We start from the raw sequence: 23,710 nt of genomic DNA on the forward strand, positions 1-23,710 counted from the left end.
GTGAAACCATGGTTGGTTGCAGCATGTGCAACTATGGCTGTGCTACTTCACGCGTATCTCGCACCGCATCCGGCGCTCGTGCCCCACCTCTCGCACCGCCCCCGTCAGGGTGAGCGGCACCGTGTGGTGGACGCGTTCGCTGGAGGCGGCGACGCGTAGTTCGAGAGCGCCCGGTTCGACGACGCGGCGGCCGTCCGCACCGGTGTACGCGGCGAGGTCGGCGGGGAACGTGGCGTGGACCTCGGCCGAGGCGCCGGCGTCCAGCGGGACGCGGGCGTAGCCGACCAGCCGGACCTCGGGGCGGGCGACGGTACCGACCGGGTCGTGGAGGTAGAGCTGGACGACCTCGGTGCCCGCCCGGTCGCCGGTGTTGCGTACGGTCATACGGAACGATGTCTCGCCGTCAGTGGTGAACTCCAGGGCGCCGCAACGCGGTTGGCCCCAGTCGAACGTGGTGTAGGAGAGGCCGTGCCCGAACGGGTACAGGGGCGTCGGGTCCACGGTGCTGGGGAAGCCGTGCCGGCCGAGCGGCGGGACCAGGTACGGGGCGGGCTGCCCGCCGGGGTTGCGCGGCACGGCGACGGGGAGGCGCCCCGACGGCTCGACGCGCCCGGACAGGACGCCCGCGACGGCGCCGCCGCCCTCCTGCCCGGGGAAGAACGCCTCGATGACGGCGGCGGCCCGGTCGGCCCAGCGGCCGAGCGCGTAGGGACGCCCGCCGAGGACGACGATGACGACCGGCGCACCGCAGGCCATCGCCTCGTCAAGCACATCACCCTGGCCGTACGGCAGTTGGAGGTCCTCCGCGTCGCACCCCTCGCCCGACGAACCACGGCCGAACAGGCCCGAGCGGTCCCCGACCACGGCCAGACAGACGTCCGCGCCGGCCGGGTCGTCGACGAACACGGCACCCGGGAACTCTGCGTGCAGCGCCTGCGCGAGCGTCGGAACCTCGACTCCCGTCGGCAGGTCGGGGTGGTGCACGCCGACGTGCCGGGGGAATGTGTAGCAGCCGAGCATGGCGGCCTGCTCGTGGGCGAGCGGGCCGAGGAGCGCGATGCGCGGCCCATCGCCGGGTGCCAGGGGCAGCACCCCGGAGTCGTTGGCGAGCAGCACCACCGATTCCTCGGCCACTTGTCGCGCCAGCTCCCGCATGTGCGGAGGGTTCAGGTAGACCGGCTCGCCTCCTGCGACGGGTTCCCAGCCGGGGTCGAGCAGGCCCAGCTCGCACTTCTGGGTGAGGACGCGCAGCGCGGCCCGGTCGAGCAGGTCCTCGGGGAGCGGGTCCGCGGGGCTGAAGCAGCGGGCCGCAGGCAATTCCACGTCGACGCCGGCCGCGAGGGCGAGCCGCGCCGCGCCGCCCTCGCCCTCGGCGACCCGGTGCGCTTCTTCGAGCAGTGAGACGCCGTAGTAGTCGGAGACCACGGTTCCGGTGAATTGCCAGTTTTCGCGCAGGAGTTGGGTGAGCAAGCGCCCGTGGGCATGGGCGGGCAGGCCGTCGATGTCGTTGTAGGCGGGCATCACGGAGCGGGCGCCGCCGTCGCGTACCGCCATCTCGAACGGTGGCAGGATCACGTCGGCCAGCTCGCGCGGGCCGAGCGGGGCCGGGGCGTGGTTGCGGGCGGCGCGCGAGGCCGAGTAACCGGCGAAGTGTTTGAGGGTGGCGACGATCCCGGCCGCCTCGAGACCTCGTACGTAGGCGGTGCCGACGGTGCCGACCAGGTACGGGTCCTCGCCGATGGCCTCCTCCGTGCGGCCCCAGCGCGGGTCCCGTACGACGTCCAGGACGGGGGCGAGCCCCTGGTGGATGCCGACCGCGCGCATCGACGTACCGATGGCCTGCGCCATCTCCGTGATCAGCGCGGGGTCGAAGGTGGCGCCCCAGGCGAGCGGAGTGGGGAAGACGGTGGCCTGCCAGGCGGTGAAGCCGGTCAGGCACTCCTCGTGGGCGATCGCGGGCAGGCCGAAGCGGTTGCCGGCGCGGATGGTGCGCTGCAGGTCGGCGAGGCGGGCGGCGCCCTCGGCGGGGTCGACGGGGACGGTGCCGAAGGGGCGGGTGAGGTGGCCGAGGCCGTAGGGCAGCAGCATGTCGAGTGCGGCGCTGCGGGCCGCGTAGGTGTGCTGTCCGGGCGCGACGTCGGCCGCCCCGCTGCCATCGGGTTCGGCGCCGATCCATACGCTGGACAGCTGGGCGGTCTTCTCCTCGGTGGTCATTCGGGCGAGCAGGTCCGCCGCCCGGACGTGGGCGGGCAGGGTGGTGTCCTGCCATGGCTCGGCCATGGAACTCCTCACATGCGATGCGGTACGAGTGTCGGAGAGGTCGGTCCGCGTGGGGTCAGCCCTTGGTGGCGCCCATCGTGATGCCGCCGATCAGCTGCCGTTCGGCGACGGCGTAGAAGGCGAGGGCGGGCACCATGGCGAGGAACAGGTACGCGAAGACGCGGGCGATGTCGGCGGCGTACTGGCCCTGGAACTGCTGGACGCCGACCGGGATCGTCCACCAGGTGGGTTCGCTGAAGACGAGCAGCGGCAGCAGGAAGTTGTTCCAGCTGCCCACCACGGCGAGGACGGAGACGGTGCCGAGGGCGGGCCGGGCCATCGGCAGCAGGATCCGCCAGAAGAAGCCGAACGGGGAGCAGCCGTCGAGGGTGGCGGCCTCCTCCAGTTCGCCGGGGATCTCGCGGAAGAAGCCGCGCAGGATGACGATGGTCATCGGCAGCCCGAACGCGGCCTGCGGCAGGATCACGCCCCACGGGTCGTCGAGCAGCCCGAAGGTGCGCAGCAGGATGAACAGCGGCAGGATCGCCACCGCGAACGGGAACATGAGGCCGATGGTGAAGAGCGTGAACAGCACCTCCCGGCCGCGGAAGGCGAAGCGGGCCAGCGCGAACGCCGCGAGCGCCGCCGTGCCGACCGTCAGCAGGGTCGTCCCCACCGCGATCAGGGTGGAGGAGCCGAGCATCCGCCAGAAGGAGCCGGAGGCCAGGACGTCCGTGTAGTTGGACGTGACCCACGGCGAGGGCAGCCCGAAGGCGTTGCGGGAGAGCTGGTCGGTGGACTTGAACCCGGAGACGAAGGCGTAGAGCAGCGGCGTGATCATGACCACGCCGACCACCCACACGGTGACGTACACGGGCAGGGAGCGCATCCTGCGCCGCAGCGTCGGGGTCATCGGTTGCCTCGCATCGAGGTGAGGGCTCCTTCGGTGTCGCGGCGCAGCACGAACCGCTGGTAGGCGAGGGCGAAGACGAGACTGATCAGGAACATCGCGATGCTGATCGCGCTGGCGTAGCCGATCTGGTAGCGCTTGAACCCGAACTGGAAGAGCGTGACGGCCATCGTCTCGGAGTGGTGGTCCGGGCCGCCCTGGGTGACCACCCAGACCAGGTCGAAGAGCTGGATCGCGCCGATCACGGACAGGAAGACGCTGATGCGGATCGTCGGCCCGAGCAGCGGCAGGGTGATGTGGCGGAAGCGCTGCCAGGGTCCCGCGCCGTCGATGCGGGCCGCCTCGTGCAGCTCGGCGGGGACGCCCTGCAGTCCGGCCAGGTACAGCATCATGTGGAAGCCGAAGTACTTCCACATCATGACGATGAACAGGGTGGCAAGGACGTGGTCCTGGTCCGCGAACCAGAGCCCGCCCAGGCCGTCGAGGCCGACCGCGCCGAGCGTCTTGTCGGCGAGCCCGTCGTCCGGCGCGAAGATCATGGAGAACAGGACGCCGGTGATGACCTCGGACAGCACGTACGGGGCGAAGAACAGCATCCGGTAGAAGGCCCGGCCGCGCAGCTTCTGGTTGAGCAGCACGGCCATGGCGAGCGCGAACGGCAGCTGGATCCCCACGGAGAACAGGACGAGCAGCAGGCCGCGCCAGAGGTCGCCGAGGAAGACCGGGTCGTCGAGGAGACGGGTGTAGTTGTCGGCGCCCGCGAAGTCCGGAGGGGAGCCGAAGCCACCCCAGTTGAAGAAGCTGACGTACAGCGCGTACAGGATCGGCGCGAGCACGAGCAGCCCGAACAGGACGAGGGCGGGCACCGTGAAGGCGAAGGGGGTCAGCCAGTCCCGCGCCCGGCGGCCGAGCGGGCGCCGGTTCGGCGCGCCCGCTTCGGGCTCCTTGGCGGTGTCCGTCCGCTCGTCGCGCATGTCGGTCGAAGTCATCGTCATTTACTGGCTCTTGGCGACCTGGGTGACGGACCTGGCCACCTGTTCCGGGGACTTGGCCCCGGCGATGAGACCGGCGACGGAGTCGTTGACCTCCTGTCCGACGGCCGGCGGGTACGCCTGGTCGAGGTAGAGCTGGAATCCGGTCGCCTTGCCCAGGGCTTCCGAGACGTCCTTGAGGTTGGGGTCGGTCAGGGCGTCCGTGGCGTCCTTGACGACCGGCATCATGGCGGCCTCGGCCACGAGGATGCGGTCGGACTCGGCCGTCATGAAGAACTTCAGGAAGTCGACGGCAGCCTGCGGCGCCCCCTTGCGCACGGCGTACCCGCCGCCTCCGCCGAACACGTCCGTGAGCGCGCCCTTGCCGCCCGCGACCGTGGGGAACGAGAAGAAGCCCAGGTCCTCGCCGATGCCCTTGCCCGAGTCGGCCTGCACGACGGGTGCCCACTGGCCCATCAGCTCCATCGCGGCCTTGCCGTTGCCCATGACCGCGGCCTCGCCGTTGGGCGTGGAGTACGCGGCCCCGAGGAAGCCCTTCTGGAACGGCTCCAGCTCCACGAGTTCCTTGAGGCGTTCACCCGCCTTGACGAAGGCGTCGCCGGTGAAGTCCTTGGCGTCCGCGGCCTTCTGCATGCCGTCGACCCCGGCGATCCGCATGGCCAGGTACGCCCAGTAGTACATGCCGGGCCACTTCTCCTTGCCCGCGAGGGCGATGGGCGTGGTCCCCGCGCTCTTCAGCTTCTTGACCGCGTCGAGGTAGTCGTCCCAGGTGGCGGGCGGGGCATCGATCCCCGCGTCGGCGAACAGCGCCTTGTTGTACCAGAAGCCGACGGCGCCGATGTCGAAGGGCACGGCGTACGTCTTGCCGTCGAACTGGTACGCCTTGACCGACACCGGAACGAGCGTCCCGTTCAAGGTTTTGACGGAGGACGAGAGGTCCTCCACGAGCCCCGCGTCGATCTGCTGCTCGAGAACACCGCCGCCCCAGGTGTGGTAGATGTCCGGGAGCTTTCCGGAACTCGTCAGCGCCGTCATCTTCGATTTGTACGCGTCGTTCTCCAGGGTGACGAGCTTGATCCGCACATCGGGGTTCTTGGCCTCGAACGCCTTGACCCGATCGGGCCAGACGGACTTGGACGGCTCAGTGGTCTGGATGTTCCACCACTCCACGACGGTGCGGCCCTCGCTGTCCGTGGTCGCGGACCCGGAGTCCGAACAGGCGGACAGACCGGCCGCGGCGAGTCCCGCCGCCGACGCGGTCCCCAGGAACCGGCGGCGGGAAAAGGCGGAGGACGCGGCGCCGGCCGCGGTCACCGGTGCCGACATAGCGGCTCTGTCGAAGGCTGGCATGGCTTACCTTCCGGAAGCGGTCCGAAAATTATCGGTAGACGGCCACGGAAGTTACGGGCATGCGAAGGGGGTGTCAACGCCCTTGACGAAAAGGGCCGTTGACACCCCCCTGCAACGCGCGCACCACCCCCTGTGGAGGGTTCCGTTCCGCTATGCGCGTCGCGGTCGCGCCGTGCTGGCGCGGACGACCAACTCCGTCGCCAGCTCCACCCGCGGCGAGGCGGGCGCCACGGACCGTGCCAGGTCGAGCACCGCGCGGGCCGCCAACTTGCCCATGTCGGACAGGGGTTGGCGGACCGTCGTGAGCGGCGGGGACGACCAGCGCACCTCCGGAAGGTCGTCGAAGCCGATGACGCTCATGTCCTCCGGCACGCGCAGGCCGCGCCGGCGCAGCGCCTCGATCGCGCCGAGCGCCATCTGGTCGCTGGCCGCGAAGATCGCGGTGGGCGGTTCGTCCAGGTCGAGCAGCCGGTTCGTACCGTTGAAGCCGGACTCGTGGTAGAAGTCCCCCGGCACGATCAGCGCGTCGTCGACGGCCGCCCCGGCCGCGTCGAGTGCGGCGCGGTAGCCGTCGAGGCGGGCCCGGGAGCACAGCAGCCGGGGCGGACCCTCGATGAACCCGATCCTGCGGTGGCCGAGCCCGAGCAGGTGCTCCGTGGCGGCCATGCCGCCCGCCCAGTTGGTGGCGCCGACGGTGGGCGCCTCGGTGGCGGGCGCGCCGGCCGGGTCGATCACCACCAACGGCACGCCCAGGCGCCGCAGTTCGTCGTGGAGCCCGGGTTCGAGCGCCGAGGTCACCAGGATCACGCCGTCCGAGGCACGGGCGCGCAGGTTGGTCATCCACTGCCGTGCCGCGCCCGCCCGGTCGTGGATCGCGGACACCACGGTGCCGACGCCCTGCTCGTGCGCGACCTCCTCCACGCCCCGGATGATCTCCACGGCCCACGGGCTGTCGAGGTCGTTGAAGACCAGGTCGAGCAGGGCCGCCCGGGTCGCCGGAGTACCCGGACGGCGACGGTAACCGTGCCGGTGCAGCAGGTCCTCGACGCGGGCCCGGGTGGCGGGCGAGACGTCGGAGCGCCCGTTGACGACGCGCGACACGGTCGGCACGGACACGCCCGCCTCCCGCGCAATCTCGCTGATCGTCACCTTGGCCGCCCCGTCCGGGCTCCGCGTGCCTGTCTTGCGCTGGGCGCGTTCCCCGGCCACAGTCCCCACCTCCGTAGCTGTGCGCCCGGAACTCCTCCGGGAGCCTTCCGGAAACCGTAGGACATGCCACCGGTCCCCCGTCGGCCGCCCTGCCCTTCCGTCCGGCTCCTCGAACGCGTCAATCCGAACTGGCAGAAGGCCCACGCCTGTTGACGGCCGCCGCACGCGTCAATACCGTGCGCCTTCAGATCTCCGACCCACCGACCGCCGTTCGGTATTTCGGCCAATGGGAGCGCTCCCCTCGCCCAGACGGCACTCAGCAGACAGAGGACGGACAACGAATGGCTGACACGCCCATGCCGCGCAAACCCATGGCACGCAGGCCCATGCCACACAGACCCATGCCACACAGACCCATGACGCATCGGCCCAGGCGGAGGTACGGCAGACGAACAACGCTGCTCGCCGCGGTGACCGCCTTACTCGCGGCGCTCCTCACCGGAATCGGTACCGCCGGACCGGCACAGGCGGCCACCGTGGATCCCGACGCGTGGTACGTCCTGGTCAACCGGGCCAGCGGCAAGGCCCTCGACGTCTCCGGCGCGGACACCGGCAATGGCGCGCCTGTCCAGCAGTGGACCCGCGCCGACAGCGCGAACCAGCGGTTCCAGTTCGTGGACGCGGGCGGAGGCTACTACCGGCTGCGGGCGCAGCACTCGGGCAAGGCGCTGGACGTCCTCAACCACTCCACCGCCGACGGCGCGAGCATCGTTCAGTGGAGTGACCTCAACGGCGCCAACCAGCAGTTCCGCCCGGCCGATTCGCCGGACGGCCATGTCCGGCTGATCAACCGCAACAGCGGCAAGGCCGTCGAGGTGCAGGGCGGGTCGACCGCGGACGGCGCCAAGGTCGTCCAGTACGCCGACTGGGGCGGGGCCAACCAGCAGTGGAAACTGGTTCGGGTCGATTCCGGATCCGGCGGCGCGCTGCCGTCGACGTTCCGGTGGTCCTCCAGCGGTGTGCTGGCCGGTCCGAAGCCGGACGCCCAGCATCCGCAGGCACTGGCGATCAAGGACTTCTCGGTCGTACGTCACAACAACCAGTGGCTGACGTACGCGACGACCGCCAGTCCCGCCGGCTGGGGTCTGGTGCAGTTCAACTTCGACGACTGGTCGAAGGCGGCCTCCGCACCGCACACCTACCTCGACACCTCACCCATGGGACCTGGCTACCGGGCCGCGCCACAAGTCTTCTACTTCGCGCCGCAGAAGCTGTGGTACATGGTCTACCAGACCGGTCCGCCCACCTACTCCACCAGCACCAATCCGGCGGACCCGCGCTCGTGGTCGGCGCCGCGCACCTTCATCTCGCAGGAGCCGCCCATCGTCACCCAGAACAAGGGCGACGGCACCTGGATCGACTTCTGGGTCATCTGCGACACGGCCAACTGCCACCTGTTCTTCAGCGACGACAACGGCCACATCTACCGCGCCCAGACCAGCCTGGCCAACTTCCCGAACGGCTTCGGCAACACGCAGATCGTGCTGTCGGACACCAAGTTCAACCTGTTCGAGGCGACCAACGTCTACAAGGTCGCGGGCCAGAACCAGTACCTGCTCCTCCAGGAGGCCATCGGCTCCACCGGCCGCCGCTACTTCCGCTCCTTCACCTCCACCGGCCTCACCGGCAACTGGAAACCGCTCGCCGCCACGGAGAACGAACCCTTCGCCGGCCGCGCCAACGTCACCTTCCCCGGCGGCGCGTGGACCCAGGACATCAGCCACGGCGAACTGGTCCGAGCGGGCAACGACCAGACCCTGACCATCGATCCGTGCCGATTGCAGTACGTCTACCAGGGCATGGACCCAGCCGCCAAGGACGAGTACCTCCGCCTGCCGTGGCGCATGGGCCTGCTCACCCAGACCAACTCCCCCTGCTGATCGCCCGAACCTCGCCGAAGGCACCCCGCCGGCTCAGCTCACGCCGGCGGGGCGCGCGTGGGTGGGACGCATGTCGGTGGTACACCGTTACGAACGGAGGGACAGCAGGATTCGCCTGCTGTGCAGGTTGATGCCGACCACTTCGACCATGACTTCATCACCAGCCCGCAGGCCCTTCTCAGGGCCGTCGTCCGCGTCGAGCTCCACGAACTCATGGAGGGGCACCAGTCCTGCGAAATGTTCGTGGACTTGGATGAACGCCCCGATCCTCACAACCCTCTCCACCCGGCCCGCGATCACCCGGCCGAACTGAACGCGAGCGAACTCCTCGAGCGGGTCCGGGTACAGCGCCTTGAGTGAGAAAGAGGCCCGTTCCCGCTCGATATCGACGTCCAGGACCACGATGGTGACCTCCTGTCCGACGTGCACGATGTCCGACACCGCGTCGAAGTGAGCCCAGGTCAACTCGGCCCCGTTCACCAGCCCATGGAAGCCGCCGATATCGACGAACGCGCCGAACCGTTCGACGGACGACACGACTCCTTTGCAGACCTGGCCCGGCTCCAGCGTCTCCAGTATCTTCCGGCCACCTTGGCCCGCCGCCTCAGTCCGACGCTGCGTCAGAAGGCACCCCCACTGTCCACCCACGCCTCCTCGGCCTCCCGCTGCCACCTCGGGTCCCTGGTGCTCCGCCGCAGCCCTTCGGCGCGCACAGGGTCGAGAGCGGGCTCGGCCGGATGCGGCGGCAGGCGCTTGCAGTGGGCGCGGAAGTGATCGTGCCGAGCGGGCCACCACCGCAGCGCCGCCCAGCCCATCGGCACGGCGAGCATGAGCCACAGCAGGAGACAGAGGAAGGCGGCAAGGATGAGGTCGGCGGCGCCGGACGCGGTGGCATCGCGGATGAACACCATTTGGACGGCGTACCAGAGAGCGAGCAGTACGGAGGCCAGGACCGCCGCGCCGAGCAGCGTGTCCTTGGTCCGGTCGGACCAGCGCGGGAATTTCGCGTCCGCGGCGTGCAGGAACGCATCACGTCGCTTCTTGTGTTCGGTGTCCCAGTGCAGGCGGTACAGCGCGACCGGTTCCGCGTGGCGCCGGAGCGTGGTCAGCAGGGCGGCCGGGACATCGTGCAGCGGCTTCTCGGCGACCGGGCGGCCTCCACTGTCGGTGAGTGACAGCTCCAGCTCCCCTTCCTCGCCCACCCGTATCATTCCGGCCAACAGCAGCTCGGCGGCCGCGGCCCGGTCGGCGTCACTCGGGAACCCGGCCGTGGCGACCGCATGGTACGGGTCGATCTCCACCACGTCCAGCCGGTCGGCGGATGCCCGGTCGGCACGGTCACGGACCTGCCACAGCACGGCCAGTACGACGTACAGCCCTGCCGCGACCGCCAACGCCACGCCCGACAACTGCAGTTGGCTCATAGGCAGAGTGCTCCCCTCGGACGACCATCAACAGGGCGGCAGAGCAGTGGCAGAACAGCGCACTCGTCGAAGTCTCCCACCCAGCGACACATTTATGACACCGATGGCACTGATGGCATTCATCGCATCCGTGGGCGGGTCCCGACGGCCAGCGTCTCTGCGGCGGAGGCGTCGACGGCGACCGACCACTCCTCGGTGTCATTAGGCACCGGATAGGCGGTGGTTGTGGATTCCTAATGCCGTTTGTCAAGCCGTTCTGCTTGGGTTCGTGAGGTTCAGTCGGTCGATGTCTTACATCTCTCGATCTCTGTAGCGACTGATCGGCGTTGCAGCCCGTCGGCAATGAACTCCATCTCGACCAGCGTGCCAACCAGGCCGGTCTCTTGGAGCGCGCCGGCCGTCACCCGTGCTTGGCACAGGGGGAGGTGGAGCACCTCGCGCAGGACCCGCAAGACGGGAACGAGGCTCGACTCGTCGCCTGCGAGGCGAAGCCGTGCGGGCCCATGCTCTGCCAGCAGGGCATTCCTGATCTCTTCAGGAGTCGATCCGCCTGTGTCCTGCTCGCACCACCCGTTGGGGCAAGCAGTGCATGCGCCTACGGTGCCCCACCACAACTGCCCACGGTCGATGTACTGGCCAACGTCGCGTATCAGCACGCCACCGCAGGCGTCGCACCGCGCCGGGACCTTTACTCCTTGAGTGATCAACGGGCCGCCCTCACTATCGGATGCCAGCATCCGGATACTCCCGTAAGCCTGCCTGTCAGTCGACCGTGTTACCGCTGACCCGGCAGATCGGCCGCAGGACAGAGGCGCCACGCTGCAAGCGCCGCCGGCGGCAATGGCTCGCAGGCCCGTCCGTCGCGCAGAAGGGCCCAGAGGACGTTGACGCGACGACGGGCCATGGCAAGGACTGCTTGGGTATGGCGCTTCTCCTTCACCCAGCCGGCCACCAGGTTCTCGTCCCGCTCGATCGCACGCCGGGCCAGCACCTGACAGCTCCAGCCGTGCCGCTTGAGCAGGCCGGCCACCCCTTGCACGGTGTAGCTCTTGTGGAACCGGCGTCCGATCAGCGTCTTGATCCGCGACAGGGTCCAGGCCTGGTCCGGCCAGCCGTGTGCCACCGGCCCCCTGGCCAGCTCACGCTCGAGCACGGTGAACAACTCGTCGCCGAGCAGCGGCAGCGACGCCGGGCCCTTCGAGGCCAGGGCTCCCGGTCCGTCCTGCAACCAGGCTTTTCCCCAACGCTGTACTGACCGGAGGCTGACCCTCAGGTCGGAGGCGATGACCGTGTTCTCATCACCCTGCCTGAACCGCTCGGCCGCTTCCAACCGCAACTTCTCGCGGAAGACCCGCCGTTCGTCGGTCAGCCCACCCCCTTGCGCATACCTCATGCAGTCGGCATACCGCAGGATCACCAGACGTCAGCCTCTACGACACCACGCTTTGAAGGTCAGAAAGCGGCTCAGCCGGCCTTGCTCTGTTCGCCCTGGGCCCTGGTGTGGGTGAGTCAGTAGGAGTCGGTGCCGGTCTCGATGATGACTCCGTTGAAGGTGAGCCGGTCGACGACGGCGGCGCAGAGCCGGGGAGCGGTGAAGGCCTTGGCCCCAGCTCATCGATGCATAAAAGATCCACGCGTATGTAGCAGGCAATGGTCTGGAGTAGCTGCTTCTCATCGGCGGCCTCGACGAGCTCGTTGACGAGTTTGGTGGCCAGCAGAGTCCCCGTTGGCTTCGAAGTGCGTCCTCGGCGGCAACTCCCAGCGCAGCCATCGGCGTCGTGCGTCGGCGCTCGTGTCGGACCCGTCCGCCTGACTCAAGTGTCAGGGCTCAGGGGTCGGGCAGTGGACGGCTGTGTCACGAGGGTCGCCAGGAGCCGCCCCGCACCTCCGCCGCCCGGGCATCACGGCGCGGATACCAAGCGACCACCAGCGCGCCGACCGTCACCACGAGTACGGCCAGTACCCGCATCGCGGTGTCGATGGCGGTGGTGAAGTCCGTGACGACGGCGTGCCGCAGGGCGGGGGAGGTCAGGCCCTCGGCAGCCAGGTGGTGTTCGGCGGCGGGGACGGTCGTCGGGGCGTCGGGGCCGCGCAGCGGCGCCGGGAGGTTCGCGGTGAACGTCCCGGTCACCACGCTGCCGCTGATCGCCACGCCGAGCGCGCTGCCGAGCTCCCGCGCCAGGCTCTGCAACCCCGAGCCCACCCCGGCCCGATGCGCCGGCAGCGCGGACATCATGCCGTGCGACAGCAGCGGCGTGGCCAGGCCGCACCCGGCCGCGGTGAGCGTCGCCCCGAGTGCGTACAGGGAGTACGAGGTGCTCGGGCCGACCAGCGACACCGTGCCCAGACCGGCCGCCAGCACCACCAGTCCGAACCCCAGGGTCACCCGCGGACCGGCGCGCCGCTCCACCACCACCGCGCAACGCGGCGCGAGCAGCAACGCACCCGCCATCGGCAGCAGCCGCACGCCCGCCCCCAGCGGCGAGTAGCCCTTGGCGTACTGCAAGTACTGACCGTTGACGTAGAACAGGCCGAACATTCCGACGAAGACCAGCGCCATCCCGACCGCACCCGCCCGCACCACCGGCACGGCGAACAGCCGGGGATCCAGCATCGGATGCTCGCGCCGCAGCTCCCAGCCGGCCCAGGCCACCAGCAGCACCGCCGCCACGGCGAACCCGCCCAGCACCCGCGCACTGCCCCAGCCTGCCTGCGGGCCGGAGACGATCCCCGACAGCAGCGCGAGGAAACCGGCCGTCAGCAGGCCCGCCGACACCATCGACACCGGCCGCTCGTGCCGCGGAGGCGCCGGAGAGAACGCCATTACCAGGACGAGCGCCGCCAGCGACAACGGCACCACGCACCAGAACAGCGCCCGCCACGAACCGAGTTGCAGCGCCGCGCCGCCGCCGACGTTGCCCAGCACGGCCGCCAGGCCCGTCATCGACGCCCATACCGCCACCAGCCGTGCCCGGCGGTGTGCCGGCGCGCCGCCCACCATCAGTGCCAGCGTCGTCGGCAGCACCGCGGCGGCGCCCACGCCGCTGACCACCCGGCCCGCGATCACCGTGCCGATGCCCGGCGCCACGGCGCACAGCACGCAACCCGCGGTGAACAGGCCCATGCCGGCGGCCAGCACCCGCTTGCGGCCGAGCCGGTCGGCGAGCGCGCCACCCGGGATGAGCAGGCAGGCGAAGAACACGACGTAACCGTCGACCACCCACATCACCGACTCGGCCGACGGACGCAGCGTGCTGCGCGACAGCGCGGGGATGGCGAGGTTCACCGCGGAGACCATGCCCACGACCAAGGTGACGCACAGACACATCACGGCGACGGTCACCGAACCGGGGCCTTGGGCTTGGGCTTGGGCTTGGGGTTGCGGGTTTTGGGGTTGGGGGTTTTGGGCTTGAGGTTGGGGGTTCTGGGCTCCGAGGTTCTGGACCTGAGGGTCCGGGGTCACCGTTCGCCTCCTTCCCCTCGCGCACCTTCGTCGTCCCGCGATGCTGGGGCAGCGTGCGGATCCGGGACGTCCGGGACCGCGCGGACGAGTTCGGCGCGGAACGCCAGTCGGTCGCCGCGGATGCGGAGGAACTCCAGGTCCACCGGGCGTCCGTCGGGCAGCCTGGTCAGCCGTTCGACGGTGAACAGCGCCGAGCCTGCCGGGATGTCCAGCAGCGCGCACGTGTGCGGGTCACCGCCCACCGCATGCACGGTGACGCTCGCCGAGCCGAGCCGGCCGCCGGTGGACTGCTCGATGAGTCCGAACAGGTCCCGACCGGCCAGGTCGGCGGTCAGCAGCGGCTCGCCGATGTCCAGGACCAGGTAAGTCAGGTCGAGGGACAGCGGTACACCGTCCAGCAGCCGCAGCCGTTCGATGTACACGACCCTTCCGCCGTCCGGGACTTGCAGCTTGCGCGCCACCTCGCTGGGCGGGCGCACCACGTCCGCGACCCGCACCTGATTGATCACCTCACCGTGCGTGCGCAGCGTTTCGGCCAGGCCGGTCAGCCGGTCCAAGGTGTGCTCGTAGGGCCGTCGCACGATCACCGTGCCCACGCCCTGGCGCCGCTCGACCACCCCTTCGTCGCGCAGTACGCCCAGCGCCTCGCGAACGGTGTTGCGCGACACCGCGAAGTCGGCGATCAGCACCCTCTCGTCCGGCAGCACGCCCGAAGTGAACGCCCCGGAGGCGATCTGACGACGCAGCACTTCCGCTACCTGCCGGGCCCGGTCCGCTCGGGTCCGCCGCTGGTTTTGCGGCGCCGGACCTTCCGTACGCGATCCGCCCGGTCCCCTGTCGGCGCTCGGGGCCGCGGGGTCGGTGGGCGAGGCGTTCATGGAACCTCCGCTACGCGTTGGGGGTGCAGGTGGGCAGGTGGGCAGGGACGGGGAGGAAAGAAGGGAAGTGGCGCGGGAGGCGGGGGCGAGCCTGTACGGCATCCGTCCAACCTAGGACGGTGACGTTTCCCGCAAGTTACGCCACCCATGCTGACCTGCGACGAAGCTCGTGACGTGCGGCTCGGCCGAGAGCGCGGAGCCGTTGCGCCACCCAGCCGCCGCGGCCGCATCGACGAGGGATGTCCGTCGTCGCTCCGCACCGAAGCGCGTCCTCCGTTTCCGTGTGTCGAAACTCTTGTTCCGCCATCCGGGCTCGTTTAGGGTCGGCGCCCCCGGCTCGGCCGCCCTGCGCGACCGAGCCTTCCTGTGCGAACACGAAGGAGCGTGCGGTGGTGCAGCAGGCGTGGCAGGACGGGTCGTCGGGCGAGGACGACGGGACGTATGGCGTGGGGCGTCGCAGCTTCGTCGTCGGGGCCGGTCTTGTCGGGGCCGGTGGTCTGCTCGGCACGGCCGGGGCAGCGCCGGCGGCTGCCGCCAGCCCTGAGCGCCTTGACCGTCCAGACGCCCCGGACGGCCCAGACGGCCCAAACCGTGCAGACGCCCCAGACCGTGCAGACGGCCCAGACCGTCCAGACAGCCTTGCCGATCACGGTGGGCACGGCGGTCGCGACGCCTTCGGCCCCATGGACTTCCACGGCAAGCAGTTGCTGCTCGTACCGGACGTCGTCCTGCTGCCCGAAGGGCCGGTCAAGGGGCGCGCGGTGCTCGTTCAGGACGGGACGTTCCGGGCCGTCGGACCCGTCCGTACGCTCACCGACGCGCACCGGAACGCCCGCACCGTGCGGCTGAAGGGCCACCTGCTCATGCCGGGCTTCGTGGACGCGCATCACCATCTGACGCAGAGTTTCGGCAAGGCTCAGGCGTTCGGGCAGCCGTCGGAGATCTTCAAGACCGTCTGGGAGCCGCTGGAACACGCCCTGGACGAGGAGAGCGCCCATCTGTCGGTGAAGCTCGCGGCCCTGGAGGCGTTGCGCGGCGGGTTCACCACCGCCGCCGACGCCGGAACCCGCGCGCCCGTCGACGTGGGCGTCATCGCCGAGGCCGCCGAGGAGGCCGGGCTGCGCTGCGTGCTGTCCAAGGTTGTCTCCGACGGGAAGGGCGGGGAGGAACACCTGGAGCGGTTCCGGAGCTCCCGGCTGATCCACCCCTCGCTGGCCATACCCGTCCCCGAGAACGCCACCGCCGCAGTGTTGAAGAGGACCGCCGACCTGTGCGCGGACGCCGACGCGGTCTTCCAGATCCACGTCAACGAGCACCTGGCCGCCGTGGAACGCTCACTCAAGAGCGTGGGCCGCCGGCCGGTCTCCTACCTGCATCACATCGGCGCCCTCAACTCCCACACGCTCGGCGCCCACGCCACCCTGCTCACCCCCGACGAGATGCGCATGCTCGCCGACACCGGCGCCGCGCTCAGCTACAACCCGGTGGCCAGCGCCTGGAAGGGCAACGGCGTCGCGCACGCCTTGATGTGGCAGGCCCTGGGCATCCGCTTCGGTACCGGCACCGACGGGACCCGCGGTGGCGGCTTCCGTCTGGTGGACGCCGCGGAGAGTGCGCAGCGCCTGGCCTACGGTCTGATGTCCGGCGACTCCTCGTGCGGCGCCGGGCGCACGTGGCTCGCCCACGCCACCGCGCTGAGCGCCGACGCTGTCGGGCTCGGCAAGGTGACGGGCGAGATCGCCGTCGGCAAGGCCGCCGACTTCCTGCTCGTCGACCTCCAAGTGCCCGAACTGACCCCGTCCTACGACCTGTCGTGGGAACTGGTCCGGCTGGCCGACCGTGACCAGATCACCGCGGTCTTCGTGGACGGCAAGCTGCGGCTGTGGCACGGCTGGCCCACCGACTGGGACGGGCCCGCGCTCGTTCGGGAGGCCGCCGAGGTGGGGCCGCGGGTGGTGCGGCGTGCCCGCATCCAGCGGGTGGACCCGGACCCGGACGGCACCGCGCGCCACCTGCGGCGACCTCGTTCCTGAGCCGCCCCCGTCACGGGGCGGACGAGCTGCCGGAGTCAGCTGCTGGACGGAACCGCGTCAGCCGGGTCGGCGTGCCAGTTGGTGCTCAGCGGCTTGTCGATCAGGGTCGGGCTGGGCAGGTTGACGGAGATGGCGCCTTGCTCGTCCCCGGCGACGGCGATGATCAGCTGGTCGAACTCCCTGCCGTGGTCGTCGTTGGTCGACTTGGGGTCGATGCCGGCGTAAGCAGCGGTGGAACCGGAGAGCTTGATGGTTTCGGTGACGGCCTGCTCGATGGGAGCGACCTGCCCGTCGGGAGAGGAACCGAAGGCGGCGGAGGGGATGGTTCCCTCCAGATAGCAGGTGATGCCGGGCTTGGCCTTGGCGGTCACGAGGAGGTAGCCGCCGGCCTGTGTCTTCTCGGTGACCTTGAAGCTCAGGTCATTCGTCCCGCAGATCTGCTCGACGGGGGCCTTGCTCTGGCCTCCGACGGCGAGCGCGGTGCCGGCGGCGGTGGTCGTGAGGGCAACGGCGGCCACGGCGGTCAGGACGAGACGCGTGGGACGGGTTGAACGGGCGGAACGGACAGAACGGGTGGAACGGGTGGAACGGGCGGCAAGACGCGAACGCATCGAGAACTCCATGGGTGGGTGCGGTGAGTAGTCCGTCCGGCGAACTGCTCGGACGACCCACAGCCTGGGCCGCGATCCGTCCCAGTCGCCACAACAGGCCGGTGGTACGGGACGCTGGAACGCCGGAACGGCCTTTGACCAGCACAGACGCTCACCCACTGGAACGGGCGGCTGGGACGGCAGAGGGGCTGTCCCAGAGTTACTTCGCGGCCTCCGCAGGGGTGTCGTAGTACCCGGGCCGGGCAACGAGAACCGAGTTGAAGTAGTGACCCTGTTCATGTCGCGCATGCAGTGGACGCTGATCATCAGCCCACTGCGGCGGAAGACGTGCTGCAGTGGCTGGTGAAACTTCGACTCCGGCTCTGAACCGGACTCCGCTCCGCGGCGGGCCGACGCCGGTCGGTGGTGTGAGGGAGAACTCCATGCGGGCATGGAGTCAAAGGGCCTGCCGACGAGCGGCGGTTGCCGAGGGCTCAGCTCAAGCCGTTGTACGCCGCCAGCCAGCCCGCTCCCAAGCGGTCCCCCCGAGTGAAGACGGCCGCGCCGCGGTGGCCGGCGTTCGGGTCGTCGGGGCGCCGCGGCGACGAGGAACGGCAGCAGGCGATCGAGGGCCAGCTCGACAGCAACGCCCAGCTCGTGGCGGAGGCCGAGGACAGCGACCAGGTGCGGCAGACGCTCCTTCCGCTGTGGCAGCTCGAGCTGCGCTCGCTGCTGCAGCGTGACCCGGCCGCGGCCGACGAGCTGCGGGCCCTCATCGAGGACGTGCGGCCCGCCGGGAAGAGCGAGCCGAAGTGGGTGCAGGACGTCGTCGTACGCGACAACGCCAAGGCCTTCCTGGTGCAGGGCGGCAACATCGTCAACCACCACTACGGCGAAGAGGGGGCAAGGGACGCCGGGGGTGAAGGTGCCGGGCGGGCGGCTCGGTGACAGGGGCTGACGACAGCATCCGCCAGGGCCGCCGTCGGACCGCATCCGCAGACAATGGCGGAGACGGTGGCGGTAGCGGTGACGGTGGGGGTAGCCGTGTCGGGGACGGTGGCGCGCCGCCCGGCAGCACACCGCCCCGCCCCACGACAGCCGCAGCAGCAGCAACCGCAACCGTCCACCAGGCGATCCGCGTAGAAAGCGGCTTCGGGTACGGCGTCATCGGTGCCGACCTGCACGTCTTTCCGGACCGCGGGCCCGTCTACCTGCTCGGCGAGCGCCGGAGCGCGGCTCCCGTGCCGGACGACAGCTGGCTGCTCGACCAGCCCAGCCGGATGCTCAACGCCCGCTACCGGCTGGTCGACTTCACCGGCCGGGAGCGGGAGCGCGCCGAGCTCGCCGCCTGGCGGGACGCTCCCCGGCCGCGGCTCTCGGCGACGTGGCTGCACGGTCCCGGCGGGCACGGGAAGAGCCGTCTCGCCGACGAGTTCGCCGTCGAGAGCGCCGCCGCGGGCTGGCAGGTCGTCACGGCCACGCACGGTCCGGGCGCGGTTCTGGACGCGGGCCGGGAGAACGGTGTGGACCTGCGGCCGGGCGGGGCTCGCGGGCTGCTCCTCGTGGTCGACTACGCGGACCGCTGGCCCGTCTCGCACCTCAGCTGGCTGTTCAGCAACCGGCTGCTCTCCGGTTCGCTGCCGACCCGACTGCTGCTGCTCGCCCGCTCGGCCACCGCGTGGCCCGCCGTGCGCTCCGCCCTGGAAGACGTCATGGCCGACACGCGGGACCAGGAGCTGCGTCCGCTGGGTGCCCCCGGCGGCGATCCGCGGGCCCGGTCCGCCATGTTCACCGCGGCCAGGGACTGCTTCGCCGCCCGGTACGGTGTGCCCGATCCGGCCGTGATCGCACCGCCGAAGGATCTGGGGCGCCCGGAGTTCGGGCTCGTCCTCGCGGTGCACATGGCCGCACTGGTCGCCGTCGACGCCCACGTACGCGGCGAACCGGCCCCCGGCGATCTGGCCGGTCTCTCCGCGTACCTCCTGAACCGGGAGCGCCGGCACTGGTCCCGGCTGTGGGAGAACCGCCTGGAGGGACTGGACTTCAGCACCGCGCCGAGCGACATGAACCGCGTCGTGTTCACGGCCGCCCTCACCGGAGCCGTGTCGCCGGAGGACGGCGGTGCCCTGCTCGCGGGGATCGGCCTGGAGCGACCGTCGCGGCTGCTCACCGACCACGCCACCTGTTACCCGGCGACGGAGCCGGGTGCCGTCCTCGAACCGCTCTACCCCGACCGGCTCGCCGAGGACTTCCTCGCCCTCAGTCTCGACGGGCACCGGGTGAGCGGCTATCCGGCCGCCCCGTGGGCCGCGCCGACAGCTCGTACGCTCAGCGCCCGCGGCGCGGACGGTGCGGTTCCGCCGTCGGTCACGCGCGGTCTGACGTTCCTGGCCGCCGCGGCGGCGCCCGGGCGCTGGCCGCACATCGCCGGGCACCTGGAGCAGATCCTGCGGCAGGACCCGTCGGTGGCCGTCGCCGCGGGGAGTGCGGCCCTCACGGCGCTCGCCGAGACCGCGCTCCCGGTCTCCGTACTCGCCTCCGTGGAGGCCTGCTTCCCGGAGTTCGGGCAGCTCGACCTCGACGCGGGCATCGCGACGTTCACGGCCCGGCTGGTCGCCGAACGTCTCCCCGAAACCACGGACCCGGCCGAACGCGGCCGCCTGCACCAGGGCCTCGGCTTCCGGCTCGGCCGGGCGGGACGGGCGCGGGAAGCGCTGGCGGCGGACGAGGAGGCGGTGCGCTGCTTCCGCAAAGCGGTGACCGCCGGCGCGCGTGCGGCCGAGCCGCGGTCTCCGTCCGCTGCCAGGTCCGGGTCGGCTGCGTCGACCGCCGCATCTGCGACGTCCCTGTCTTCTGCCGCGTGTGCGACGTCTTCGTCCTCTGCCACGTCTGCGTCGCCCCTGCCCTCTGCCACACCTGCGTCGTCTCCGGCCTCCGCCAGGTCCACGTCCTCATCGCCCGCGTCCCCGGTCGCCGCCCTGGCCACCGCCCTGCTGCATCTGACCCAGCACGCCTTCGACGCCGACGCCCCCGACCGTGCGCTGCACGCGGCCGAGGAAGCGGCCGGGCTCTTCCGGGAGCTGGCCGCGGCGGACCCGGCGGCGCACGAGCCGGGGCTCGCCCTGGCCCTCGCGCAGGTGGGCGAGGGGCTGGCCGCCGCGGGGTATCCGGAGCGGGCCATGGCTCCGACGGAGCAAGCGGTCGGGATCTTCTGGCGGCTGACGGCGAGCCGGCCGGGCCAGTACGAGACCGGCCTCGCGCTCGCCCTGAACAACCTCGGCATCTTCTCCTGGCAGCTGCGCCGCCTCTCGGACGCCGTGGCCGCCCAGACGCGGGCCATCGAGTTCGCCCGGCGCGGCCTTGCGGCGGGACCGCCCGCCGGGTCGCTGCTAGCCCGCGCGTTCGTACTCGACGAGTCCCAGCTGGCCCAGTGCCTGGGCAACCTGGGCGTCCTGCTGTGGGCGTCGCGGCGCAGACAGGAGGCGGTCGCCGCGCTGGAGGAGGCGGTCGCGACCGCCCGCCGGCCGGCCGCGGTGGCGCCCGCCGCGCTCGGGCCCGTCCTGGCGGACCTCGCGTCGCGGCTCGCCCGCTATCTGGGGCGGCTGCAGCGGTGGCGGGAGTCCCTAGCCCTGGCCGACGAGGCGGCGGGCATCATGGCGCGGCTCGCTGCGGCCGATCCGGTCCGGTACGAGAGCGGCCACGCGAAGGTCCTGCGCCAGTCGGCCCAGGCCCGGCTGGGCTCCGGGGGTGAGCTGGCCGCCGCCCGCCGGGACGCGGACATGTCCGTGGAGATCTACCGGCGTCTCGCGGCCGTGGACCACGCGGAGTACGGCCGGGCCCTCGAAGAGGCCGAGGAGGTCCAGGAGTTGGTGCGGGCGGCGGGCAGCGGCGGACCCGTCGCGCCGACGGCACGCTGGACCTCGGAGGAGCACTGGGTGAACCTCCTGAACCAGGACGAGATCTGGCAGGACGTCCAGGACCGTCGGCACCGCCTGGACGAGATGTCCCCGTCCTACTGCGGCAACGTCCTGCGCTTCATCCGCAGGCAGGCCGACCCGCTCATAGAGCTGCTCGCCGACGGGCTCGGCGTGCCGCCGCACGCCCTCGGTGTGACCGACCACGACGACGCGGCGTCCTGGCTGGACCGCCAGCCGCTGATCGTCGCCCTGACCCGGCGCGCCCGGGGCGAGCCGGCCCGCCCCGAGTCCTGCCACTGCGGATACCCGGTGGCCCCGGACTGGCACCACGACCACTGCTACCCGGGCATCATCGTGGACTGACCCGGCCGGCTCGCGGTCTCACGACATCGCGGCCTCACGGCCTCGCGGGCTCCGGCCGTACCTGCCTACGCTTGGATCATGCGGCTGCTGCTGACTTCCGACACCCACGTGCCGGCGCGGGCGAAGCGTCTGCCCGACGATCTGCTGGCCGGGATCGACCGGGCCGACGTGGTGATCCACGCCGGTGACTGGATCGACGAGGCCACGCTCGATCTGTTCGAGTCCCGGTCGCGCCGGCTGATCGCCGTGTACGGCAACAACGACGGCCCGGCGCTGCGCCGCCGGCTCGCCGAGGTCGAGCGGGCCGAGCTGGCGGGGCTGCGGTTCGGTGTCGTACACGAGACCGGAGCGGCCGCCGGGCGCGAACGCCGGTGTGCCGAGCGCTTCCCCGACCTGGACGTGCTCGTGTTCGGGCACAGCCACATCCCGTGGGACACCGAGGCGCCCGGCGGTCTGCGGCTGCTCAACCCCGGCTCTCCCACGGACCGCAGGCGCCAGCCGTACTGCACGTTCCTCACCCTGACGGTCTCGGACGCGTCGCTGCGCGACCTGACCTGGCACCGGCTGCCGCTGAAGCGCTGAGCACGCCGCCGGTGGTGTGGGCCAAAACCGCGGGACGGCGGGTCAGAACTGCAGGGACCAGGCGTTGACGACACCTGTGTCGTTGGTCCAGTTGTCGGTCACGCGCAGCTTCCACGTGCCGTCGGCGGTCTCGCCGGAGGCGTCGACGCGGTAGGTGGCCCGGACGTCGTCGGCGCTGTCGTTGCTGTTGTAGTCCTTCAGGAGGTACGCGGTGCCGTCGGGGGCGACGAGCTCCACCTTGAGGTCACCGCGGAAGGTGTGGCGGATGTCGACGGTGACGGACAGGTCGGAGGGCGCCCTGCCGGTGACGCCGGTGACCGGGAGGGGCGACTCGACGGTGGCGTTGTCGCGGATCTGGTGGTCGTCGGTGTTCTCGAACTTCTTGCCGGTGGGCGGGGTGCTGTCACCGGCGCCCGTGTGCAGGAGCTTGTTCGGGGAGCCGGTGCGGGGGTCGGTGACCTTGCCGGACGTGGCGTCGGCGACCAGCTTGTCGCGGACCTGGGCCGGGGTCCACGTCGGGTTGGCGGCGAGCAGCAGGGCGGCGGCGCCCGCGACGTGCGGGGCGGCCATCGAGGTCCCGCTCATCGACTGCGACGCGCTGTCACCGGAGTTGGAGGTGGAGACGATGCTGTCGCCGGGCGCGAAGATGTCCAGGCAGGAGCCGTAGTTGGAGCCCTGGCCGTTGGACCAGCCGGTCGCCCGGGCGTCCCGGCTGTTGGTGGCGCCGACCGTGATGGCCGACGGGGTGGAGGACGGGGAGTACGAACACGAGTCGGCGTTGTTGTTGCCGGCCGCCACCACCCATGTCACGCCGGAGGCTATGGACGTCGCCACGGCGTCGTTCACGGACTGGGTCCTGCCGCCGCCGATGCTCATGTTGGCCACGGCCGGCTTCGCCGCGTTCTTGGTCACCCAGTCGATGCCCGCCAGGACGGGGGCCCACGTGTCGCCCGATGTGCCCTGGCAGTTCAGCACGCGCACGCCGGTCAGCTTCACGCCCTTGGCGACGCCGTACGCGCCGCCGCCGACGGTGCCCGCGACGTGGGTGCCGTGGCCCTGGCAGTCGGAGGCGTTGGAGTCGTTGTCGATGAAGTCGTAGCCGCTGACGGCGCGGCCGCCGAAGTCGCGGTGGCTCATGCGGATACCGGTGTCGAGGATGTACGCGTTCACGTTGGTGGCGGTGGTGTCGTACGAGTAGCTCTTGTCCACCGGCAGGTCGCGCTGGTCTACGCGGTCCAGGCCCCAGGAGGGCGGGTTGGTCTGGGTGTCGACGGCGTACGCGGGGGCGTCGGCCTCCACGCGGGCCACCGAAGGATCGGCGGCGAGCTCCTTGGCCTCGTGCTCCGGCATCCGCACGGCGAAGCCGCGCAGGGCGGCGGTGTACGTGTGGCGGAGGCTGCCCGCGTGCTGCTTGGCCAGCGCCTTCGCCGCGGCGGGGATGTCGGCGCGGGCGACCGAGTTCTCGAAGGTGACGATGTACGAGCCTTCGACCGCGCCCGGGCGGTCGGCGCCGACGATGCGGCCTTCTCCGTCGCCCGGCGGTACGGGTGCGGCGGCGGCTCCGGAGGTCGCGGCGACCCCTGCGAGCAGGGCGGTGCTTGCGCCGACGGCGAGTACGCGCCGGACGACGCGGACATCGATCTTCATGGTTTCTCCCTGAGGGCTGTTCGGGCCCCGGCGCACGGGCCGCCGGACGCGGCGTCGCATGTCGCGGTCATGACATGCAATGCGTGACAGGCGGCGGGTGTCGGGGGTGGGGGGTGGGGGTGCGTGCCGGGCCAGAGCTTCGGGCACGCCGGGCGGACGCAGCAATCCGTAGCGCTACCCAAAGAGTGCGGAGGGTCGAGTCAGCGGGGGGGG

General features: G+C 71.0%; 16 protein-coding genes and 2 pseudogenes. 5 read left to right on the top strand and 13 right to left on the bottom strand.

Annotated features, from left to right (window positions below; translation table 11 throughout):
• Nucleotides 1–42: 42 nt before the first annotated feature.
• From ACI2L3_RS14690 to ACI2L3_RS14710, 5 genes are all read right to left on the bottom strand, one after another.
• Nucleotides 43–2,280 carry a glycoside hydrolase family 3 N-terminal domain-containing protein gene (locus ACI2L3_RS14690; RefSeq protein WP_404752728.1) on the bottom strand — a complete coding sequence of 746 codons (2,238 nt, stop codon included), beginning with the start codon at nt 2,278–2,280 and terminating at the stop codon, nt 43–45.
• A 55-nt stretch (nt 2,281–2,335) separates the two neighbouring features.
• Nucleotides 2,336–3,172: a carbohydrate ABC transporter permease gene (locus tag ACI2L3_RS14695; protein ID WP_404752729.1), complete on the bottom strand. Its 837-nt coding sequence runs from the start codon at nt 3,170–3,172 to the stop codon at nt 2,336–2,338.
• Nucleotides 3,169–4,158: a carbohydrate ABC transporter permease gene (locus ACI2L3_RS14700; RefSeq protein WP_404752906.1), complete on the bottom strand. Its 990-nt coding sequence runs from the start codon at nt 4,156–4,158 to the stop codon at nt 3,169–3,171. The genes ACI2L3_RS14695 and ACI2L3_RS14700 overlap by 4 nt, the downstream gene beginning before the upstream one ends.
• A gap of 6 nt (nt 4,159–4,164) precedes the next feature.
• Nucleotides 4,165–5,487, bottom strand: coding sequence for an extracellular solute-binding protein (locus tag ACI2L3_RS14705; protein ID WP_404752730.1), 1,323 nt, complete (start codon nt 5,485–5,487; stop codon nt 4,165–4,167).
• A 174-nt stretch (nt 5,488–5,661) separates the two neighbouring features.
• Entirely contained in the window at nt 5,662–6,720 is a 1,059-nt protein-coding gene (locus ACI2L3_RS14710; RefSeq protein ID WP_404752731.1) for a LacI family DNA-binding transcriptional regulator, read from the bottom strand.
• Between the two features lie 356 nt (nt 6,721–7,076).
• Here ACI2L3_RS14710 and ACI2L3_RS14715 point away from each other — a divergent pair, with 356 nt between their 5' ends.
• Entirely contained in the window at nt 7,077–8,600 is a 1,524-nt protein-coding gene (locus tag ACI2L3_RS14715; RefSeq protein ID WP_404752732.1) for a non-reducing end alpha-L-arabinofuranosidase family hydrolase, read from the top strand.
• Between the two features lie 87 nt (nt 8,601–8,687).
• On the opposite strand, the gene ACI2L3_RS14720 is transcribed toward ACI2L3_RS14715, so the two are convergent.
• The 6 genes and pseudogenes from ACI2L3_RS14720 to ACI2L3_RS14745 all read right to left on the bottom strand — a co-directional run bounded on the left by ACI2L3_RS14720 (nt 8,688) and on the right by ACI2L3_RS14745 (nt 14,365).
• Nucleotides 8,688–9,272: a S1 RNA-binding domain-containing protein gene (locus ACI2L3_RS14720; protein WP_404752733.1), complete on the bottom strand. Its 585-nt coding sequence runs from the start codon at nt 9,270–9,272 to the stop codon at nt 8,688–8,690.
• Entirely contained in the window at nt 9,221–10,024 is an 804-nt protein-coding gene (locus tag ACI2L3_RS14725) for a hypothetical protein (RefSeq protein WP_404752734.1), read from the bottom strand. The genes ACI2L3_RS14720 and ACI2L3_RS14725 overlap by 52 nt, the downstream gene beginning before the upstream one ends.
• 991 nt (nt 10,025–11,015) lie before the next feature.
• Nucleotides 11,016–11,417 (bottom strand): annotated as a pseudogene (locus ACI2L3_RS14730) (winged helix-turn-helix domain-containing protein); the annotation flags it as partial.
• A gap of 116 nt (nt 11,418–11,533) precedes the next feature.
• Nucleotides 11,534–11,739: pseudogene (locus ACI2L3_RS14735) on the bottom strand (AAA family ATPase); the annotation flags it as partial.
• A 140-nt stretch (nt 11,740–11,879) separates the two neighbouring features.
• Entirely contained in the window at nt 11,880–13,367 is a 1,488-nt protein-coding gene (locus ACI2L3_RS14740; protein ID WP_404752735.1) for an MFS transporter, read from the bottom strand.
• Between the two features lie 116 nt (nt 13,368–13,483).
• A complete protein-coding gene (locus tag ACI2L3_RS14745) occupies nt 13,484–14,365 on the bottom strand; it encodes a GntR family transcriptional regulator (RefSeq protein ID WP_404752736.1) in 882 nt (293 codons plus the stop codon).
• 683 nt (nt 14,366–15,048) lie between these two features.
• Here ACI2L3_RS14745 and ACI2L3_RS14750 point away from each other — a divergent pair.
• Complete coding sequence (locus ACI2L3_RS14750) at nt 15,049–16,398, top strand: amidohydrolase family protein (protein WP_404752737.1); 1,350 nt, start codon at nt 15,049–15,051, stop codon at nt 16,396–16,398.
• 35 nt (nt 16,399–16,433) lie between these two features.
• Here ACI2L3_RS14750 and ACI2L3_RS14755 read toward each other — a convergent pair whose 3' ends face one another.
• Nucleotides 16,434–16,916, bottom strand: coding sequence for a DUF4232 domain-containing protein (locus ACI2L3_RS14755; protein ID WP_404752738.1), 483 nt, complete (start codon nt 16,914–16,916; stop codon nt 16,434–16,436).
• 621 nt (nt 16,917–17,537) lie between these two features.
• Here ACI2L3_RS14755 and ACI2L3_RS14760 point away from each other — a divergent pair.
• The 3 genes from ACI2L3_RS14760 (at nt 17,538) to ACI2L3_RS14770 (ending at nt 21,850) form a co-directional block, all read left to right on the top strand.
• Nucleotides 17,538–17,936 (top strand): hypothetical protein, encoded by a 399-nt coding sequence (locus ACI2L3_RS14760; protein ID WP_404752739.1) that lies wholly within the window; start codon nt 17,538–17,540, stop codon nt 17,934–17,936.
• Nucleotides 17,937–18,229: 293 nt separating this feature from the next.
• On the top strand, nt 18,230–21,268 hold the full coding sequence (locus ACI2L3_RS14765; protein ID WP_404752740.1) for a tetratricopeptide repeat protein: 3,039 nt from the start codon (nt 18,230–18,232) through the stop codon (nt 21,266–21,268).
• Between the two features lie 78 nt (nt 21,269–21,346).
• Nucleotides 21,347–21,850: a metallophosphoesterase family protein gene (locus ACI2L3_RS14770; protein WP_404752741.1), complete on the top strand. Its 504-nt coding sequence runs from the start codon at nt 21,347–21,349 to the stop codon at nt 21,848–21,850.
• A 42-nt stretch (nt 21,851–21,892) separates the two neighbouring features.
• Here the strand turns inward: ACI2L3_RS14770 and ACI2L3_RS14775 are convergent, their stop codons facing one another.
• Nucleotides 21,893–23,497 (bottom strand): S8 family peptidase, encoded by a 1,605-nt coding sequence (locus ACI2L3_RS14775; protein ID WP_404752742.1) that lies wholly within the window; start codon nt 23,495–23,497, stop codon nt 21,893–21,895.
• Nucleotides 23,498–23,710 lie beyond the last annotated feature (213 nt).

It is taken from the genome of Streptomyces sp. NPDC029674, from assembly GCF_044903205.1.
Taxonomy (GTDB): domain Bacteria; phylum Actinomycetota; class Actinomycetes; order Streptomycetales; family Streptomycetaceae; genus Streptomyces.